Raw genomic sequence first — 15268 nt, forward strand, 5'->3', positions numbered from 1 at the left:
CCATTCCCCCTTTTCAAGTATTAAAACTATTCCGTTTTTATTATACAACATTTTTAAAATGAAGGGAACACCAATTCGACAAAAATGATGATTTCAAAATTTTTCGTCTTTTGATCCAAAACGTAGATGGGTGTGAAAACGCGACTATATTTCAGATGTCTCCGCTGATTTCCGTGAAAATAGACGTTACCCATGGAAAACGCCGCAGATTTTATAAACCAGCCTTCTTGAGACCCACTACAAGCCTGTCGAGCATCGGTATCCAAGCTTTCTCCTTGCTCAAATTTCATCGGCGAGCGCCAAGCAGCCATGCACGGCGCACCGAAAAACAGGCTGCCCCTTGTGAGACAGCCTGCGTTAGAAATCAAGATTTATTTTTTCCGGACTGTGATCGTCCATGCTGCTTCATCAAGTTGTTCAAAGTTTGTGACAGTGTGGCCTGCTTCAGCTGCCCAGCGCGGGATGCTTTCCGTTGCTTGTGTGCAGTCAAAGTGGATGACAAGGTCATCTCCCGGCTGAATTTCTTCAATGGCTTTCTTTGCTTCGATTAACGGGAATGGGCAAACCTGGCCCATGACTTCCAATACTTTTTCCATCTTCCATTCCTCCTTATGCAGTGGTGACGGCCGTTTTCGCCGCAGTTTTTTGGCGCTTGGTTTGCGGGCGGACAAACATGAAATAGGAAGCCGTCCATGCGCCAAATATCATAAACAGCAGTGCAAACCAGCCCTGCCATGTCATCATTGCCGTTTTCACGAGGCCGTTGCCGATCGAACAGCCACCTGCGACACTGGCGCCGAATCCCATCAAAATACCGCCAAGGAAACTGCGGATACCCGTTTTTGCGTCCGGCATTCTAAAACGAAATTCGCGGCTCGCTTTTGCGGCGATAAAAGAACCGAGAAAAATGCCGAGCACGAGAAAAACACCCCAGTTTACAAACGTTTGGTTACCCGTTACAAGGAACTGCAGAAGATTGGCAGTCGGCGTTGTAATCCTGAGGCCATCCATTCTTCCGGTTGCTTCGCTTAAAGGCCACGCTAAAATCGCAATAAGTCCGATAAGTACTGCTGTAAAAAACGGGTGCCAGCGTTTTTCAAACAAAAGATGCGCAAGCCCTTTGCGTTTTGCCTTCATCGCCGGAACCGCCACTTTCGGCTTCCGCATTTCCCTGATTAAAATGGTCAGTACAATCAGGGAAAAGACTGCGATAATGATCCAAATGTTAATCCCCAGTGTATCTGCAATCGCGTTTTTCGGAAGCTGTACGGACTGAAGGGAAGTGGTTACCGGTAAAAGCACGCCGGATTTCATCACGGCACTCATGACCATGTAGCCAAAGAGCGCGATCCAGCTGCCCAAAAGCCCTTCGCCGGCACGGTACCATGTCCCGGTTGCGCAGCCGCCGGCCATGACAATCCCTATCCCGAAAATATATGAACCAATGATAGCAGCAACCCACGGGAATGTGCCTGCAGCATATTTGATCATGCCAAGCTGAATAAGTGCGTAAACTCCGATGCTTTGAACGGCGATCGCAATTAACAGCGCGTAAAACATGCGATTGTCTTTTGCAATATACATATCACGGAAGCCGCCCGTCAGGCAAAACCTGCCCCTTTGCATCACAAAGCCGAGCAATGCCCCGCAAATTAACCCTGTTAAAAGCATAAAACTCCCCCTTTAATCCTCACTAAATTTATGGGATTAATTATAGTAATATTCCGCCCCATTTTCAAGTGTTATACATCAAAAAAGGGCAGCACAAATTTTCCCAGCCCAGGTTTGCTTTTACGGCGTTTACAAAAAGCCCCCTCAAAGTACGCCTCCATATTTTGCGGGTTCCGGTATTGGACCAGCAGCAAAGCCCCTGCTTATTGCCGTTTGCTGCTCTCATATTTGCCGGAAGCGGATCATAAAGTACTTTTTATAAGGAGTGATGCGAAGATGGAGCAAAAATTGCCGGATTTTACATCCACCCGTTTTCTGAAACAGCATATTCTGGATACGATAAACTTTTATGCACCGCGCTGTATAGACAAAGTGTCCGGCGGATATATCAACTGCTTTCTTGATGACGGCACAGTATGCGATTATGAAACGAGACAACTTGTAGGCCAGGCAAGGTTTGTGTTTATTTTCAGTGTGGCGGCGTTGCTGGAGCCCGGCCAAGCGTACCGGGAACTGGCGGAACACGGCATTTCGTTCTTGCAACGTCACCAGCGCGACCACAAACACGGCGGGTATTATTGGGAATTAAAGGGCCAGTCTGTATCCCATTCAGTGAAAAGAGCATATGGCCATGCCTTTGTTTTGTTAGCCGCAGCGATGGCAGCGAAAGCAGGCATATCATCTGCTTTTCCGATGATTGCGGAGACATTTGAAGTATTGGAACGCCATTTTTGGAGGGAAAATGAGGGGCTGTATGTTGATGAAATCTCAGCCGACTGGTCAGAAGTATCCCCTTACCGCGGACAGAATGCCAATATGCATCTGTGCGAAGCGATGATGACAGCATATGAAGCAACCGGCAACAAGCGATATCTTGAAAGAGCAGAACGCATTGCCGAGTCGGTCATGTTTCGTCTACTTCCCCAATCAGGAGGACTGATTTGGGAGCACTATCATGAAGATTGGACAATCGATTGGACGTACAATTACGGCATTACGAAAAGTGAGCTTCGGCCTTATGGCTTTATTTTCGGCCATTCGATTGAATGGAGCAAGCTGTTGCTGTTATTAGATCGGCTTGCTCCCGGCAATTGGCGGAAACCGGTGGCACAATCTTTATTCCAATCCGCTATTCACTTAGGCTTGGACCGGAAAAATGGAGGCATTTTTTCAGCATGGCTCCAGGCGGGCGTATGATCGATTGTGATAAATATTACTGGGTCATGGCTGAAGCGATCGGTGCATCATCCCTGCTGGCCGCATCTGACCGCAATGCCTTGCAACTGTATCGTGATCTGTTTACCTATTGCTGGACCTATTTTGTTGATCAACAAAGAGGCGGCTGGTATCAACTGCTTAATCTGTGCAACCGCCGTTACAGCAATATAAAAAGCCCGCCGCCCAAAACAGATTACCATCCTGTAACGAATTGCCTCATCGCGCTTACGTCTTTTTCCCCATCCGGACTTACCGAATAGGGTTTGGGCACTGGTTCTGCATGTAAAAAAGCTACAGCGTAGCAAAACGGAGGTTAACCCATTGGCAGCAGGTTTTTTAGGATGCGGACAAAAACAACCCCCGGTTATGAAGCGACAAAACCGCCGCCATTCACATGAATGGTCTGGCCTGTGATATAAGAGCCGTCGCTTGAAGCAAGCAACACATAGACAGGAGCCAGTTCATAAGGCTGGCCTGCGCGTTTCATTGGTACGTTATTTCCAAACGTTTTTACCATATCTGGTGAAAAGGATGCAGGAATAAGCGGTGTCCAGATTGGGCCCGGGGCAACAGCATTCACCCTGATCCCCTGGTCAACGATGTTATTGGCAAGCGCACGCGTAAAGCTGACGATTGCCCCTTTCGTAGCTGTATAATCAATCAAATCTTTCCGGCCGATATAGGCGTTAATCGATGCAGTGTTGATAATGCTGCTTCCTTCAGCCATATAAGGAAGTGCGGCCTTTGTCATGTAAAAAAACGGATGCAAATTTGTATCAAACGTCGTATGCCACTGTTCGTCGCTAATATCCAAAAACCTGTTTTGAACAAATTGAACCGCTAAGTTATTGACAAGAACATCTATTTTTCCGAATGTTTCAAGGGTGCAGGCAATGACATACTGACAGTGATTTTTGTTGCGTAAATCTCCTGGAATCAAAAGGCAACGCTGTCCCAAATGCTCAATGGCCTGCTTCGTTTCCATGGCGTCTTCATGTTCATCAAAATAAGCAATGACGATATCTGCTCCTTCTTTTGCAAAAGCCACTGCTACAGCCCTGCCAATTCCGCTGTCACCCCCACTAATGATCGCAACCTTGTTGTTCAGTTTCCCGGTTCCAATATAATGGGGGTTGTCATAAACAGGCCGGGGAATCATCAAATATTCAAATCCCGGCTGCCTCATCTGGTGCTGGGGCGGAAATGTGTTCGAGACTTCTTCACACTTGGTTTCTGATCCATAATAAGAAGATTTTGAATCCATGATAACACCTCTTTATCCATTTTCCATAATGTATTCAGGCGAAAAAATAACGTTAATGCTCTATGCTCGGAACGGCAGAATGGATGGCCTCGATCCGCCGGTATGCGGGAGCTGGACAAACATAGCCGTGTGGGGGATATAGCACGGTTATATTTCTTAATGGGCAGCTAAAAAATTCTTTTAAAGGGTATAATCAATTATAATGGCACCTTATTGAAGGAGGAATATTATGGAAAATATGACCATTTACGCCAAAAATGCAACCGATCCATCCCAAATTCAGTTGATCGAACATGAATTGAAAAAGATGGACGGGATTGAGCGTGTATTGTCTGATACAAATGACGGAGAGATCAAAATTGAATTTAACCCCGGACAATTGACACAAAGAGAAATCATCACAAAAATGGAGGAATTGAACGTTCATCTGATCCTGGAAGAATAGGGTAATGCCTGGCAGAGTGCAGTAAGGAAAAACCCAATTTGCCTGTATGGATTCAGGTAAATTGGGTTTCGTTTTGACGAACTAGAGATGTTTTTCATGCAGATAATGATTTACCAATTCTTCTATTAAATCATGCTGGGGATAGTCACCATTAAATTCGAATCGGATTTCTTCAATAAATTTTTCTCCATGATAAACATGAATGGCACCGGTTTGGCTGACCACACTGAACTCCGGTTCGAAGGTATATCCATTATGCTTGATTGCACCCATCCTGTATCGTTTCCTTTCCACCATCATTTTTGGTTTTACCTATAGGATGCTGGAAATTACAAAATGCATGCATCGTAATCATATGGGCTAATGTTCTTCCCTTGTTTCCCAACTTTGGGTTACGGAGAAAAACCTATTTAAATTGATCAGGGTACATTTCCTTTGCCAGTTGTTCTATTCCATCGAGTGTGTTGTAGCTGTAGCCGAAAAGCTCATTATAATCCATCGCGTAAACTTGCTTATTTTTGATTGCTTTCATACTCGATAATTTGGGATTTTCATAAAGAGCCTTTTTGACCTTATCGGCATTGTTTTCCCAATTCAGTACAATCAATACATCGGGATTGGCTTTTACTAATTGCTCTACACTAACAGTCCCCCGCACATTTTGAAATATGTTTTTGAGTTTTAACATACCAAAAGCATTATTGAAAAAAGTTTCATTATAAGCAGAGTAGATGTTGATTTCTTTCGGATCGGACATGTGTAAATAGGCGAATGTCTTCGTTTCTTGAATGCCTGACAGTTCCGATGTAATCTTCTTCTGGCGCGCCTTTAATTTGTTGGAAAATAGTTTTGCTTTTTCCTGGACATTAAAAATTTTTCCGAGATTGTCAATATCTTTATATATTGAGTCATAGGTCCCGCCCGGAATGGATGATTCAAGAATATAGGTATGAATCCCCATATCATTCAGAGAATCAACCGTTCCGACACCCCAGTCGGCATTATCGAATAAGCCGCCGCGACTGACAATTAAGTCCGGGTTTGTCCCAAGCGCCGCTTCTTTTCCGACATACGAATTACTGAGTATCTTTAATGAAGCATAGTCTTTTTCAACCGATTTGTCCGGGGCGCCAAAATTCCCGCCTACCCCGACAATCTTATCTTTCAGGCCAAGATGAAGGAGCAGTTCCGCCGCCGTTCTTGTCGTAACCATCACCCGTTTCGGGGCTTCCTTGAATACCTGATCCTTTTTCTTATATGTAGTGCCGCCCTCTGCTTTTGTATAATTATGAATCGTCAGCGGATAATTCGACTTGCTTTTCATATTTTTTTCCGACCCGGTCGTTTCCCTGTTCCCGCAACCCGCAAGGACAAGCAGTGCGATGAGGCAACCGGCAAAGATTCCTTTTTTCATGTCTGTCCATCCTCCTTAAAGTTCGTATGCAAATCCAAGCCGGTTGGTCACAGGATTCACATAAGTTTGACATTTGATTTCATACAATTCCTCAATTAATTCCGAGGTCAGCACTTCTTCCGGTTTTCCATGTGCATATACTTCTCCGCCTTTCACGGCATATAAATAATCGCAATAGGCGACAGCCAGATCCAAATCATGGAGAGCCGCCAGCACACTAATGCCAAACTGCTTGACACAGGAAAGAATTTCGATTTGATGGCGAATATCCAAATGGTTGGTCGGTTCATCGAGAATCATTAAGTCCGGCTGTTGGGCTATGGCACGGGCAAGAATCACCCGTTGCTTTTCCCCGCCTGATAATGACAAATAGCTGCGTGTTTTATATTCAAGCAATTGCGTTTTCCTTAATGCCTCTTCAACAATTTTGTAATCGTCCGGCTGGTCCGATTCCAGTAACTTCTTGTGCGGTGTCCGCCCCAACAGCACCATTTGCTCGACTGTTAAATCAAAATTCATTTCATTGAACTGCCCTACTACGCCTAAATGCCTTGAAACTTTTTTTGCCGAGCTTTTCAGTACATTAAGGTCATCTAAAAAAACGCTCCCATTTTGCGGCACAAGACTTTTATAGATACTTTTGAGCAAAGTTGACTTCCCGCATCCATTCGGGCCTACTAAACCGACAAACTGTTTATCTTTGACAAACACGGACATGTTTTTGATGATCTCTTTCCTGCCTCTTTTTACTTGCAGCTTTTCCGCCGTTAAATCCACTTCCCTCAACCTCCAAATTGATAGCCTTTTTTCACAATCATATAGATAAAGAGTGGGGAGCCGATCACTGATGTAATGATGCCGATGGGCAATTCTACATTTTGGATTAGAATTCGGGACAAAATGTCCGCCCATATTAAAAAGAGCCCCCCTGAAAGGATTGTTGCCGGAAGCAGCTGTTTGTGATCTGCGCCGAAAATACCCCGGCAAATATGCGGAATGATCAGACCAACAAATCCGATTGTGCCGGCATAAGCAACCATCGTACCCGTTATCAATGCTGTGACCACCATGTAGAGCTTGCGGAATAAACTTAAATGAATGCCCAATGTGACGGCAGACTCATCACCGAGTAGCATCGTATTTAACACACGGTGCTGAAAAAGAAAAATCAAAGAGCCGATCAGGACCACAACAGACAAAACCGGCACCTTTTCCCAGCTCGCCGATGCAAGGCTTCCCATTGTCCAGAACGTAACGTCTTTAATCCCTTCTGCATTGTTGGCAAAGTAAATCACAAGGCTGGAAAAAGAACTGCACAATGCTCCGACAACGACGCCTGACAATACCAGTTTTACAGATGTTGCTTTTCCGCCAACACTTGACAAAAGCAATACTGCTACGGATGTTGCCATCGCACCCATAAAAGCGCCAAATGCAATGCTAAATGTGCCAAACAAGGCATTGCTTCCAAACCCGATCAAAATGACAATGGTCGCACCAAGCGTTCCTCCTGAAGAAATCCCGATAATATATGGATCAGCGAGCGGGTTTTGCACAACTGCTTGCATCACAATCCCGCACAAAGAAAGGCCCATCCCAATCAATAAAGCAAAAATAACTCTGGGCATTCTGATTTGATAAATGATATTAAAATAGGAGGAGTTTTCCATCCCTTTAATGTGCCCCATTTTGCCATTTGTCAGGACGTGCAGCAAAACATTCATTGATTTTTCAATTGGTATGTGGACCGTTCCAATTGAAACCGAATAAATGGCGGAAAACGCAATCATACAGATAAGGAGAAAGATAACAGGATAATAAATTTTCCCGATTACACCGTTGCTCGTCCCTTTCAAAAAAACACCTCCTTTTTGCTTCTAATGATAATGAAAATCATTATCATTTATACATCCATTTATCATTATAAATGCTTCCTTGTAAACGTCAAGCAGATTTTTGTGTATTCATAAAACTTTTTAGGTGCCTAAATTGCAACATTAAATGCAATACTTAATGAAATACCCGTAAACCTGAGATATAATAAACTGTGTTATGAAGCAATAAAACTAAATAGGTAGGGGATATAATGAAAAAGCAAATTATTCATGTCACAGTTGCGAGTTCTATTTTGTTTAGTGTGTCTGTTCCTTTTACAACTCATATAAAAGCAGCAGAAGTATCTAATCAGCAAGAAAATGTTCATTTAACAAATACTGAAACTCAAAACTTATTAAAGTTACAAAATGAATTGCAAGCTCATGGAATTGCTGAGACAGACATTGTAAATGGGATTCAATCAAGTTTATCTGGAGAAGACACTGAAAACCATGTTGTTACAACATTTGGCGTGAAATCGAAAGCAGCTAAAGTAGCGGCAAAGTCCATGATAAAAAAACTCAAAAAAATTGGTAGAATCTCATGGGATAGAACTGTAAGGAATTATGTTAATAAACTGCCTATTTCAAAAGGCTCGAAAAGTACCCTGAAAAAATATTTAAGTTACGAATTTGTAATGAAGGCCCTTAATATTGTGGTAGACTTTAAGGGTACAATAACGTATGCACTAACAAATCAAATTTGGTGTACCTCGTTGGTTAGCCGGACCAGCTGCAAGAGCATTGGTCACCTTATTACTTTGAGAGAATAAAGATATAGGAGTGGGTATTCTATGGAGTGGTTCTTAAAATCATTGATAATCATAACAGGACTATATGTTATTGCCAATATCCTTTTTGATTTAAATTTTAATCCTGAAATACATCTTGTAACAAAAATCATTCAAGCTTTGTTCTTCCTATTGTTATTAATCTATGTTGTTTTTTTAAAGACCGGATCAAAAAATAAATAATTGGAGCTTGCTGAACGAATCCAGATACAAGCCCAGTTTTTAAAATATAAAATAGCGAGTGTGAAGATTTCAAAAATAGCCCTGAGGTTTCCCTCCAGATTCAGTATGAGAAACTGAAGGACTATTACTGTTCCACTGGTCTCCTGAAGGCGTGTTCGAATAATGCTCAACCCATTCTTGTACCTTTGCACAAAAATTTTCCTTCACAGCGCTACGTTCTTAGGCATCCTGTCTTGCAACACGTTTCAAGGTTTTTCTTCCGTTTTGTATGGACGTCCCAACTTTGGCCCCCCAATGAAATAAAAACAGGTGAACCGCACCATCATTGGATTAAAAGACTAATATCCCACACTAGGAGGTTCACCTATACATAGCATAATAAAATTTCAAAAAATTTATTTTACTTCGTTAGTTGAAAGTCGCTTTGCATTTTTTCGTACAAAAGCGCATGCTATACAAGCCAAAGCAATAGCAGCCATCGGCAATAATAAACTTTCACGCAATGCTGTTAAATAACCACTTAAATGGCCGCCAAATTTTGTTGAAATATCAAAGACCGATTCAAATTCCGAACCATGATTCATGGCAGAAATTCTATTTTGTAATAAAGCCCCAACAGCCGCACTGCCTCCAACTGTTCCCAATTGGCGGACAGTATTCATCACCCCGGATGCTGCACCTGCAACTTCATCCTTCACTTCTTTCACGGCAACTGCTGCCGTCGGTGAAATTAATAACCCGTTTCCAAACCCAGTAATCACCATCGACAACATAAATTGCACCCAATAGTTATGGCCATTCATGATAAAAATAACCCATATCATCCCGATCAGGGTCAGCGCTAATCCTGCAAGCACAAGGTATTTCCCACCTATTTTATTTGAAAATTTTCCGGCAAATGGAGATACACACATGGAAATAAGTGATGCAGGAACTAACGTAAGTCCCGCCCTAAATGCATCATATCCCAAAATGGACTGAAAATATATCGAGAGAAGCAGCATTAACCCAAGGACGCCAATAGAAAAAAAGACTCCTACCACATTCATTAACGTGTAATTACGATCTTCAAACAAAGCAAATGGAATTAACGGATCCCGCTTCTGACGCAATTTTTGTTGAACATAGAATATGATAAAGATAACTACGGAAATAATAAGAATGCCGACAATGTACATGGACCATTTAAAGTGTTGGCCTTCAATTAATCCATAGGTTAAAAATAAACACGATAAAGAAACCAAGAGAACCCCCCATCAAGTCAAGCTGTTGTTTTGCTGAATTTCGGATTTCCGGGACAAATAGATAAGTGAATATAAAAATCAATACTCCGATTGGAACATTTATATAAAAAATCCAGCGCCAGCCTAACACACTGACTATGAATCCGCCTAAACTCGGACCTGCAACAGCAGCAACTCCACCTACCATTCCCCATATTCCAAGGGCCGTTCCACGACGCTCGGAAGGAAATAATCGTATAATAAATGTCATTGTCTGCGGTAAAAGCAGAGCTGCACCAAGTCCTTCTATAGCCCTAAATACAATGAGTTCCAAAGGGCTTGTGGAAAGTCCGCATAACAAACTAGAGATGGTAAAAAGGACAATTCCAATTGAAAACAATTGTCGTATACCAAATAGATCGCCAAAACGGCCGGCCGTAATTAAAAAAACGGCAAGCACCAATATGTATATATTTAGAACCCATAGCGCCTCATTAATGGATGCATGTAATGTTTCCATTAAATTCGGAATCGCAATGTTAACAATTTGTAAATCCAATTGAGTCATAAAAAAACCAAACGAAAGAATCGTCAACACTAACCAGGGATTTCCCTTCCATTTTTGAATATCAAGCATTTTTTCACCTCAAATCTATTAATTGTTCAAGAACTGCAATGGGCAGACCATCCTCTCAGCAGAGTAACAATGGCTAATACAGAACCAGTAGCATTAATTACGTTTACAACCCATCTCGGTGCAATCATCTCTGCACGATGCAGAATTTCAATTACATCCATCTTTTAAAAATTAGAATGGCTAAAGTAACAGCTGTAGCGGCAACTAAAACCATAACTGCCTTTGAACTTTATGATTTAAGAAGTTGACCTTTCAACAATAATTGCATCTGTATCCCTCCCTTCATTTTTATTACTGTATGGCCACCAATCCCCCTAGCAATCTCTATATTATATTTTCATATCCGAAAAATAAATAATATTTAATAAAATGTAAATTAAGATGCTTTAGAAATTATTGTGTAAAAAATATTTGACATTTTGTTTGTAAGGGGATACAATAATGCCAGCACAGATGTAAAAAATTTTTTACACTAATTGGTGATTATATGCAAAATAACATTAAAAAATACAGGAAAAAGAAGCAGATGTCACAGGAAGAGTTGGCAAAAAAATGTAATGTCACACGACAAACCATAAATGCTATTGAGAATAGCAAATATGACCCTTCTCTTCGTTTAGCGGTACTCATCTCACAAATTTTAGAAGTAAGGATAGATGAATTGTTTATTTTTGATTGGATAAATAAAACTATTAAAAGGAAAGATGAAAATGAGAAAAATGGATGAAATGGAAAAGGATCATTCCGGAAAAGCAGCAAGACTAGCATTTAGCTACTATACTTTGGTTTTACTCATATGGTCCCTTGTGGATTGGTTTAAAACCAAAAGCACTGGAATAGAATTTCCAATTCTTATGATTGGTTGTGCCATTTATGCTGGAGTACAAGTATATTTGCTTCGAAAAACAAAATAAATCATTTTTTACAAATTTCAGGAAGAATAATGTACCGTTATAAATTTGTTAAGATAAAAATCAATCGGTGGAAAGGACAACCGGAAGTCGACTACAGACAAATTATAAAGGAAAATGCATCGGAAGGTTGGGGGTTGGTTCAAATATTTGCCCCTCCTATTTCCGGGTTTGGGGCAGCAGACCATTTTGAATTAATTTTTGAGAAATATATTGAAAACCCCAACTGAAAAAGTATAGTGAAATAACTGGTGGTGAAATCAAGTTAAAAGAATGCTTTCGCTATTTAATTGAGCTGACATAGAAAAAAACAGCGATCCCTTAATATTCCTAGGATCGCCGTTTTCCTGTTCCTACTCCCACTCAATCGTAGCGGGCGGTTTGCTTGTAATATCATACACGACGCGGTTGACGTGCGGGACTTCGTTGACGATGCGGGTGGAAATTTTTTCGAGCACTTCCCACGGAATGCGCGCCCAGTCAGAAGTCATGCCGTCGATGGATGTGACAGCACGGATGCCGATGGTGTAATCATACGTGCGCGCATCGCCCATGACACCAACGCTGCGGATGTTCGGCAATACCGTAAAATACTGCCAGATATCGCGGTCGAGGCCGGCTTTTTTGATTTCTTCGCGCAAAATAAAATCAGATTCGCGCACCATCTCGAGTTTTTCTTCCGTAATCTCGCCCAGCACGCGGATGCCGAGACCCGGGCCCGGGAACGGCTGGCGCCAGACAATTTCGTCCGGAATGCCGAGTTCAGTGCCGACTGCGCGCACTTCGTCTTTAAATAATGTATTCAGCGGTTCAATTAACGTAAACTGCATGTCTTCCGGCAGACCGCCGACATTGTGGTGCGACTTGATTGTCTGGGCAGTCGTTGTCCCGCTTTCGATGACATCGGTATACAACGTTCCCTGGGCAAGAAAATCAATCCCTTCGAGTTTTGCCGCTTCATCATCAAAGACATAAATAAATTCATTTCCGATGATTTTCCGCTTTTGTTCCGGGTCGGAAACACCTTTCAATTTTTTCAGGAACCGTTCTTTCGCGTCGACTTTAATGACGTTCATATTAAAGCCTTCTGAGAAAGTTTTCATCACACTCTCTGCTTCGCCTTTACGCAAAAGACCGTGGTCCACAAAAATACACGTGAGCTGGTCGCCGATCGCTTTATGGATCAATACCGCGACAACGGAAGAGTCAACCCCGCCGCTTAAGGCGCACAGCACTTTCTTGTTCCCTACCGTTTGCCGGATTTTTTCAATTTCCATTTCGATGTAGTTTTCCATTGACCAAGTTCCGCTGCAGCCGCAAATTTTAAAAGCAAAATTGCGCAAAAGTTCATTGCCGTAAACAGAATGGCGTACTTCCGGATGGAACTGGACGGCATACAAATGTTTGTCCGTGTTGCTCATTGCAGAAATCGGGCAGTGGTCACTGCTTGCATCTACCGTAAATCCGGCCGGTACTTCCGTCACAAGATCCCCGTGGCTCATCCAGACCACCTGATCTTCCGGAAGCCCGTCAAATAACCGGCCCCCGTTTTCGACATGAATCGTTGCTTTTCCGTATTCACGCTGACTGGCGGGTTCAACTTTGCCGCCATATTTTTTTGCCATAAGCTGCATGCCGTAGCATATTCCCAGAATCGGCACGCCAAGATTAAAAATGTCTTCATCGACATGGAATGCGTTTTGGTCATAGACGCTGTTCGGGCCGCCCGAGAAAATAATGCCTTTCGGGTTCATGGCCTTGATCTCTGCCGCTGTCAAAGTGTGCGGATGGAGTTCGCTGAATACGCCAAATTCGCGGATCCGGCGTGTAATCAGCTGGTTATACTGGCTGCCAAAATCCAAAACCACAATTTTTTCTATATCTTTCACATCGAATGTTTTTGCCATTGATTTTCCCCCATGTACTTTTATCTAGAAACGAAATCTGATCTTTAAAGCAGGATTCCGGCTCGGCTTTTTTAAAAATGTGAAACTGCCTGCGTCGGTTATCCTCAGTATACAGCATTTATATTTTGGCAGATTTCCGCCGGGTTTGTGCCTTAAAAGCCACACCATATTCACTTTCCGGCTGATGTTTGCCGGGATTCTTTACTTACAGCTGTAGTACGTTCACTTTTCATCGGAATTTTGGTTCGTTCCTTAACGTAGAAGCGTTCTATGTGAACTTTTCATCGGAATTTTGCGCGCTTCCTTAACGTAGAGGCGCTCTATGTGCACTTTTCATCGGAGTTTTGCCTCATTCCTTAACGTAGAAGCACTCTACGTGCACTTTTCACCGGATTTTTGCCCCGTTCCTTAACGTAGAAGCACTCTACGTGAACTTTGCATCGGAATTTTGCGCGCTTCCTTAACATAGAGGCGCTCTATGTGAATTTATCACCGGATTTTTGCCTCGTTCCTTAACGTAGAAGCACTCTACGTGAACTTTGCATCGGCATTTTGCACGCTTCCTTAACATAGAGGCGCTCTAGGTGCACTTTTCATCGGAATTTTGCCTCGTTCCTTAACGTAGAATCGTTCTACGTGCACTTTTCACCGGATTTTTGCCCCGTTCCTTCACGTAGAAACCCTCTACGTGAACTTTTCATCGGAGTTTTGCGTGCTTCCTTAATGTAGAAACCTTCTACGCGAACCTAGGGCCTAACTTTTGCTCGTTCTACCATAGAGCCAACCGCCCTTGTGAACTTGCGGCCAAAATTTTGCCGGGTTCCTCCGCGCTGGGAGCCCGGCTTTATCATTATTTCCAAAAATCATCAAAAATCGTAATCGGCATATGGCGTTTGTGCTGTCCTTTTAAATACCAGGACTCGATGGTGGCTTTTGCTTTCGGGGAAATTTCTTTGCCTTCCAGGTAATCATCAATGTCATCATAGGTTACCCCTAATGCCACTTCATCGGCAAGCTGCGGACGATCGTCTTCAAGATCAGCTGTCGGCGTTTTTAAATAGAGCCGTTCCGGACAGCCGAGTTCTTTCAAAAGCATTTTGCCTTGACGCTTGTTTAACCTGAAAATCGGAACAAGGTCCGAGCCGCCGTCGCCATATTTTGTATAAAATCCGGTCACATTTTCAGCTGAATGGTCGGTACCGAGCACGACACAATTTTCCATCGCAGCAATGCTATACTGGACTTTCATTCTTTCACGCGCTTTTTCATTTCCTTTCGCATAGTCGGAAAGGACGATGCCCGCTTTTTCCAGGGACGCTTCGCTGGCATCAACGGCCGGCTTGATGTTCACGGTGATGTCCTTGTCCGGCTGGATAAACTGGGCGGCCAGTTCCACATCATCCGCATCTTTCTGTTCGCCGTAAGGAAGGCGTACTGCAATAAACTTGTATTCCTGGTTGCCGGTTTCTTCTTTCATTTCGTTGATGGCGATCTGCGCAAGCTTCCCTGTCAAAGTGGAATCCTGGCCGCCCGATAAACCAAGCACGAATCCTTTCAGGAACGGGTATTTTTTTAAATAACTTTTTAAAAAATCAACACTTTTACGGATTTCTTCTTTCGGGTCAATGACCGGTTTTACTTTCATTTCTTCCACAATTCTTTTTTGCATTGCGTCCATTTTTTTATCCTCCTTATCCGCATCTATATAAAATGAACGTAAGGATTTACAT

Annotated in this window: 17 protein-coding genes and 2 pseudogenes; 6 read left to right on the forward strand and 13 right to left on the reverse strand. The window is 42.7% G+C overall.

The annotated features are described in order from the left end of the window. Window positions 1-53 precede the first annotated feature (53 nt). The 3 genes from P9687_RS06210 to P9687_RS06220 are packed head-to-tail and all read right to left on the reverse strand — an operon-like array spanning window position 54 to window position 1671. A complete protein-coding gene (locus tag P9687_RS06210) occupies window positions 54-311 on the reverse strand; it encodes a hypothetical protein (protein WP_328228459.1) in 258 nt (85 codons plus the stop codon). A gap of 60 nt (window positions 312-371) precedes the next feature. Next, the gene (locus P9687_RS06215; RefSeq protein ID WP_014096852.1) at window positions 372-596 is read right to left on the reverse strand and encodes a sulfurtransferase TusA family protein; all 225 of its coding nucleotides are present in this window, start codon (window positions 594-596) and stop codon (window positions 372-374) included. A 13-nt stretch (window positions 597-609) separates the two neighbouring features. After that, on the reverse strand, window positions 610-1671 hold the full coding sequence (locus tag P9687_RS06220; protein WP_328228460.1) for a YeeE/YedE family protein: 1062 nt from the start codon (window positions 1669-1671) through the stop codon (window positions 610-612). Window positions 1672-1947: 276 nt separating this feature from the next. Here P9687_RS06220 and P9687_RS06225 point away from each other — a divergent pair. Then, window positions 1948-3149, forward strand: a pseudogene (locus P9687_RS06225) (AGE family epimerase/isomerase). A 104-nt stretch (window positions 3150-3253) separates the two neighbouring features. Here the strand turns inward: P9687_RS06225 and P9687_RS06230 are convergent. After that, a complete protein-coding gene (locus tag P9687_RS06230) occupies window positions 3254-4153 on the reverse strand; it encodes an SDR family oxidoreductase (protein ID WP_061565863.1) in 900 nt (299 codons plus the stop codon). Between the two features lie 229 nt (window positions 4154-4382). Between P9687_RS06230 and P9687_RS06235 the strand changes: the two genes are divergently transcribed. Next, entirely contained in the window at window positions 4383-4598 is a 216-nt protein-coding gene (locus P9687_RS06235) for a DNA-binding protein (protein WP_035190147.1), read from the forward strand. Window positions 4599-4679: 81 nt separating this feature from the next. Here the strand turns inward: P9687_RS06235 and P9687_RS06240 are convergent, their stop codons facing one another. The 4 genes from P9687_RS06240 to P9687_RS06255 all read right to left on the reverse strand — a co-directional run bounded on the left by P9687_RS06240 (window position 4680) and on the right by P9687_RS06255 (window position 7868). Beyond that, window positions 4680-4871 carry a YbxH family protein gene (locus P9687_RS06240; protein WP_017551807.1) on the reverse strand — a complete coding sequence of 64 codons (192 nt, stop codon included), beginning with the start codon at window positions 4869-4871 and terminating at the stop codon, window positions 4680-4682. Between the two features lie 133 nt (window positions 4872-5004). After that, window positions 5005-6012 carry an ABC transporter substrate-binding protein gene (locus P9687_RS06245; protein WP_014096845.1) on the reverse strand — a complete coding sequence of 336 codons (1008 nt, stop codon included), beginning with the start codon at window positions 6010-6012 and terminating at the stop codon, window positions 5005-5007. A gap of 15 nt (window positions 6013-6027) precedes the next feature. Continuing rightward, window positions 6028-6729, reverse strand: a complete 702-nt coding sequence (locus P9687_RS06250) for an ABC transporter ATP-binding protein (RefSeq protein WP_205421988.1) — start codon at window positions 6727-6729, stop codon at window positions 6028-6030. Between the two features lie 65 nt (window positions 6730-6794). Then, window positions 6795-7868, reverse strand: a complete 1074-nt coding sequence (locus P9687_RS06255; protein WP_014096843.1) for a FecCD family ABC transporter permease — start codon at window positions 7866-7868, stop codon at window positions 6795-6797. Window positions 7869-8098: 230 nt separating this feature from the next. Between P9687_RS06255 and P9687_RS06260 the strand changes: the two genes are divergently transcribed. After that, window positions 8099-8659 carry a hypothetical protein gene (locus tag P9687_RS06260; protein WP_328228461.1) on the forward strand — a complete coding sequence of 187 codons (561 nt, stop codon included), beginning with the start codon at window positions 8099-8101 and terminating at the stop codon, window positions 8657-8659. A gap of 224 nt (window positions 8660-8883) precedes the next feature. On the opposite strand, the pseudogene P9687_RS06265 reads toward P9687_RS06260, so the two are convergent. The 3 genes and pseudogenes from P9687_RS06265 to P9687_RS06275 form a co-directional block, all read right to left on the reverse strand. Further along, window positions 8884-9156, reverse strand: a pseudogene (locus tag P9687_RS06265) (transposase); the annotation flags it as partial. A gap of 99 nt (window positions 9157-9255) precedes the next feature. Then, window positions 9256-10104, reverse strand: coding sequence for an MFS transporter (locus P9687_RS06270; RefSeq protein ID WP_052749699.1), 849 nt, complete (start codon window positions 10102-10104; stop codon window positions 9256-9258). After that, the gene (locus tag P9687_RS06275) at window positions 10061-10720 is read right to left on the reverse strand and encodes an MFS transporter (RefSeq protein ID WP_017550689.1); all 660 of its coding nucleotides are present in this window, start codon (window positions 10718-10720) and stop codon (window positions 10061-10063) included. Before P9687_RS06275 ends, P9687_RS06270 begins: the two co-directional genes overlap by 44 nt. Window positions 10721-11207: 487 nt before the next feature. Here P9687_RS06275 and P9687_RS06280 point away from each other — a divergent pair, with 487 nt between their 5' ends. The 3 genes from P9687_RS06280 to P9687_RS06290 are packed head-to-tail and all read left to right on the forward strand — an operon-like array spanning window position 11208 to window position 11861. Further along, complete coding sequence (locus P9687_RS06280) at window positions 11208-11447, forward strand: helix-turn-helix transcriptional regulator (RefSeq protein ID WP_017550688.1); 240 nt, start codon at window positions 11208-11210, stop codon at window positions 11445-11447. Continuing rightward, window positions 11431-11634 (forward strand): hypothetical protein, encoded by a 204-nt coding sequence (locus P9687_RS06285; RefSeq protein ID WP_014096839.1) that lies wholly within the window; start codon window positions 11431-11433, stop codon window positions 11632-11634. The genes P9687_RS06280 and P9687_RS06285 overlap by 17 nt, the downstream gene beginning before the upstream one ends. Before the next feature lie 29 nt (window positions 11635-11663). After that, entirely contained in the window at window positions 11664-11861 is a 198-nt protein-coding gene (locus tag P9687_RS06290) for a DUF4177 domain-containing protein (protein ID WP_014096838.1), read from the forward strand. A 123-nt stretch (window positions 11862-11984) separates the two neighbouring features. Here P9687_RS06290 and guaA read toward each other — a convergent pair whose 3' ends face one another. Continuing rightward, a complete protein-coding gene (gene guaA, locus P9687_RS06295) occupies window positions 11985-13538 on the reverse strand; it encodes a glutamine-hydrolyzing GMP synthase (protein WP_035190156.1) in 1554 nt (517 codons plus the stop codon). Window positions 13539-14388: 850 nt separating this feature from the next. Then, the gene (gene nadE, locus P9687_RS06300) at window positions 14389-15216 is read right to left on the reverse strand and encodes an ammonia-dependent NAD(+) synthetase (RefSeq protein WP_014096836.1); all 828 of its coding nucleotides are present in this window, start codon (window positions 15214-15216) and stop codon (window positions 14389-14391) included. Window positions 15217-15268: the final 52 nt, after the last annotated feature.

The sequence above is a fragment of the Weizmannia sp. CD-2023 genome (assembly GCF_036225245.1).
Classification (GTDB): Bacteria; Bacillota; Bacilli; order Bacillales; family Bacillaceae_C; genus Weizmannia; species Weizmannia faecalis.